Origin of the sequence: Thalassospira sp. CH_XMU1420-2, from assembly GCF_037029325.1 — a bacterium.
GTDB lineage: Bacteria > Pseudomonadota > Alphaproteobacteria > Rhodospirillales > Thalassospiraceae > Thalassospira > Thalassospira povalilytica.
Window position 1 is genome coordinate 1 of the sequence record NZ_JAYMEG010000028.1, and the last position, 2,786, is coordinate 2,786.

4 protein-coding genes are annotated in these 2,786 nt (G+C 52.6%); 3 read left to right on the forward strand and 1 reads right to left on the reverse strand.

What is annotated here, in order from left to right; translation table 11 throughout:
• The 3 genes from WA429_RS20890 to WA429_RS20900 all read left to right on the forward strand — a co-directional run.
• Positions 1-390, forward strand: a 390-nt coding sequence (locus WA429_RS20890) for a hypothetical protein (protein ID WP_443082693.1), incomplete at its 5' end; no start/stop codon positions are given.
• Positions 391-605: 215 nt separating this feature from the next.
• Positions 606-1,421 carry a DsbA family protein gene (locus tag WA429_RS20895; protein WP_336107860.1) on the forward strand — a complete coding sequence of 272 codons (816 nt, stop codon included), beginning with the start codon at positions 606-608 and terminating at the stop codon, positions 1,419-1,421.
• A 237-nt stretch (positions 1,422-1,658) separates the two neighbouring features.
• A complete protein-coding gene (locus tag WA429_RS20900) occupies positions 1,659-2,210 on the forward strand; it encodes a hypothetical protein (RefSeq protein WP_336107861.1) in 552 nt (183 codons plus the stop codon).
• A gap of 69 nt (positions 2,211-2,279) precedes the next feature.
• Here the strand turns inward: WA429_RS20900 and WA429_RS20905 are convergent.
• On the reverse strand, positions 2,280-2,786 hold a 507-nt coding region (locus WA429_RS20905; protein ID WP_336107862.1), incomplete at its 5' end, for an AAA family ATPase.

A 2,786-nucleotide genomic window follows, 5' to 3' on the forward strand; every position in this document is an offset into this window, starting at 1 on the left:
CTTCTGACCAAGGCCGATGATCTCCTATTCCAGGCTGACCGTCTGTCGCTACTTGATCAAATGTCTGATGAAGAGCATTCGGCCTTTGTTGCGAAGATCAACAAGGGTGTTCGGGCTGTTTGCACCACGATCCGAAACCAACATCGCCGCCTTCAGAACGAATTGGTGCGTCAGCGTAACAGCGATGCCGTCAAAGCTCATGAAAATGAGCTCAAGAAGGCTGGGGTTGAACTCGATGCAGCCGATGCTGATGCAGATACACCGGACAGTGAGACGCCCCCTGCAAAGCCTGCAGCGAAGAAAACCACGAAGAAATCCGCAAAGGTTTCTGATGAAAAGGACGCGGAACAAGTGGCTGAAAACAAAGACGAAGCAGTTGCAGCCGAATAGTCTTGACACACGAGTCATGAACTTCTAATTCTCGCTCATAGACACACTGGAAATGGTGATCCAGAGGTCTTCTTAGCAAAAAGTGAGGGCGTCCTTCGGGGCGTCCTTATTTTTTGGCAAAAGTCCTCTACGAGCGAAAATTTGTGCTCAAACCGCACTTTAGATCCTTGATCTGGGATTAGGCTCCTCTCCAGTTGATCATCAAGGAGCCTCAAATGAAATTCCGTACCTTGCTTTGCGCCACCGCCATGGCCGCCACCGTGACCTTTTCCACGGCAGCTCTCGCTGATGGCCAAAAAGCGTCTGACAAGCTTTTCTCGGCAGCTGAGAAATCGGAGATCCACTCAATCGTTGTTCAGTACCTGTATGATAACCCGCAGGTCCTGACGATGATGGTACAGCGTCTCGGTCAGGTGGGTGCTGGTGGGAATGGCCCGGCGCCGACAGCTGCAGCCCCTGCACCCAGCAATCCGTCCATTTCTGCCGATATTGACCGAAATCAACTCGAAAGTGGTCCCTCGGTTGGTGACGAAAATGCCGCTGTTACAGTGGTGGAGTTCTTCGATTACAACTGTAGCTACTGCAAGCGCGCGGGTGGGTTTATCGAAGCGATCCATGAAAACTATTCCCCGTCCCAGGTGCGTGTTGTCTTCCGCGAGTTCCCGATCTTGGGTGAAGGTTCGCGTATTGCGGCCCGCTACGCCCTCGCCGCTCATTTTGGTGCACCAGAAATGTACATTGATGTGCACAACACTCTGATGAAAACGCCCAATCCGATGCGTTCTGAAGCGGACGTCATCTCCGTTCTTGAAGGCGGCAATATTGATGTTGAAAAGCTTCAGGCGCTGATGGCTGATAACGAAGTGCGCAGCGCCATCGAAGGTGAAGTCCAACAGAATGCTCGTCTTGGCCAGCAAGCAGGTGTTACCGGCACTCCGGCTTTTGTCGTTGGCGATGATGCGGTTAAAGGCGCACAGATTGGCGTTCTAAAATCCTTGATCGACGAGAAACTTGCGGCATCAGGTTCATGATGATTACTACGCTGATGTTCTGTGACCGATAGGCTTTCCGACACGCTGTTTGTTGGCTAAGCTCTCCCTACACCAATCAGCTGATTGGAACGCTGGCAAAGTCCACGCAGTTGCACCCCAACCTGTTGTCTTTGCCAGTACACCCCCGAGGATTAAAACCCCTCGGGGGCTGTTCTTTGACCGTCCAGTTCGTTATGTGTTCGCTCATTATTTGATACTCTGGAAAGTCGATTTCTTATGCTCACTTCCCGCGCGTTACTTGCCGTGTTCGTCCTCTTCGTGCTCTCTGCATGTCAGACGACGGAACAAGCCAGCGGATGTACAAGCCGTTCACCCTTGGTGCAGTTCACGGACATGCTGCGCTCCATTGATGACAAAGCTCCACCGCGCAAAGGGCCCTCTTCCGTCGAAGAGTATTTCTCAGATTGCGTGATCTTTGCCTTTCTCACCGCAGCTGAGCAGTACGAAGTGCACCAGATTGCTTTGCATGGTTTGAGCAGCACCCCGGTCGGGGGAGAAAAGACGGTAAACTGGTCAAGTGAAGATGGCCAACGTGACGCCACTATTCGGGTGCTGCCCGAGCCGTCGGATGATATCGTTCTGGGGTGGCTGGAAGTTGCAAATGCTCAAGGTGGTAGCTTCGATCCGGCGACGGTGTGCCGGCCGGTGATAACGCTTGTTGAGCGCCAGGCGCAGACGCGTGCGACCGGGTTGGCCTATTGTGAGCATGCTGTGCGTGGTTGGACACCGGTCGGAGAGATCGATCCTTCGTTTGTTGACCCGGTCTAGCAGCTGGTCCGTCATCGATGCTCGGTTTTTGAATGCACATAAAATATGAGACTGTAAAGCAGCTTCCTGTCAGCTCGGCATTGGGACGCGAAGTCTCCTAGCTCTCTGTCTGAAGGCTTCTTCTCCCCCTTCCAGTATTTCACATACCGATTTACGGATGTCTGCATTATCGAGCCCACCAGCCCGGTAGGTGATTGGGGGCAATCCCCCCGTGACGTTTGGTCCGGCTTCGGCAATAATTACCTGATCCGCATCGGTGTTGACGACGAGGTTGGCATTGTGGGTCACCATTATGACCTGTCTCTTAGTCTTTGCTTTGATAAACAAGGACACAAGCTCATCGAAGACCGATTTGGGGTCGAGGTTTTCCTCCGGCTGATCAATGATCAATGGTCTGTCATCTACGTCATCAAGTGCAAGGTAAAGCAAAAGAAGGACAATCCCGCGGGTCCCAGGCGAGAGCTTTCGAATATCAGTCCCATCATAGACAATCTCATATACGTCACATGGCAAGACGATGTCGCTGCCGACAGATTCAGCAAGCGGACGAACACGTTTTTCGAGGGCCTCACCCTG

Bases quoted from the DNA above. Each gene is read 5' to 3' on its own strand.
- WA429_RS20895 (WP_336107860.1), top strand. From the start codon at position 606: ATGAAATTCCGTACCTTGCTTTGCGCCACCGCCATGGCCGCCACCGTG.
- WA429_RS20900 (WP_336107861.1), top strand. From the start codon at position 1,659: ATGCTCACTTCCCGCGCGTTACTTGCCGTGTTCGTCCTCTTCGTGCTC.